1 protein-coding gene and 1 pseudogene are annotated in these 743 nt (G+C 70.3%); both read left to right on the top strand.

The window, feature by feature from the left end:
* Positions 1-321: pseudogene (locus tag IG74_RS0144815) on the top strand (helix-turn-helix domain-containing protein); the annotation flags it as partial.
* A partial coding sequence (locus IG74_RS0144810; protein ID WP_234334697.1) for an IS630 family transposase occupies positions 216-743 on the top strand: 528 nt, incomplete at its 3' end. The pseudogene IG74_RS0144815 and the gene IG74_RS0144810, both read left to right, overlap by 106 nt.

Below are 743 nucleotides of genomic sequence, written 5' to 3'. Positions count from 1 at the left end.
CGGATCACCGAGGACGAACGCTCCCGCATCATCGCCCTGGTCAAACTCACCCCGCCCGGACGGCTGGAGATCCAGCCGTCCAACGAGCTGTGGGCGGCCGACGTGGAGGGCCCCGAGGAGTGGACCCTGGACGCGCTGGCCGCCACCGCCCGGGCCGAGGGCATCCAGGTCGGCCGGTCCCAGGTCCGCCGGATCCTCCTCGCGGAGGGGGTGCGCTGGCGCCGTACCCGCACCTGGACCACCAGCCGCGACCCGGAGTTCGCCCCAAAAGGACGAAGATCGTCGGCCTCTACACCGACCCACCACCGGACGCCACGGTGATCTGCGCCGACGAGCTCGGGCCAGTCATCCCGCGCGCCTTCCCGCCCGCCCCTGGCTGGTCACCGGACGGGCACCGGATCAAGGCCGAACTCGACTACAGCCGCGGCCCGGAGAAGACCTGGGTCTACGGCGGCCTGCGGGTCCGCGACGGCATCGAGACCACCACCACCGCGGCCTCCCGCAACAGCGTCAACTACCAGCAGTTCCTGCGGAAAGTCGAGGAAACCAACCCGACCGGGACCATCTGGATCGTCACCGACAACCTGTCCTCCCACAACAGCAAGTCCACCCGCGAGTGGCTGGAGGATCACCCCCGCATCCACCATGTCTTCATCCCGGTCGGGGCCTGCTGGCTCAACCTCCAGGAGGGCTGGTGGCGCCTGTTCCGCAAGGCCGCCCTGGCCGGCCGCTCCTTCTGTGGC

It is taken from the genome of Streptomyces sp. NRRL B-1347, from assembly GCF_000720325.1.
In the GTDB taxonomy this organism is placed as follows: domain Bacteria; phylum Actinomycetota; class Actinomycetes; order Streptomycetales; family Streptomycetaceae; genus Streptomyces.
The sequence above is the reverse complement of the archived record's forward strand: the minus strand, read 5'-3'. Positions and strand labels throughout refer to the sequence as shown.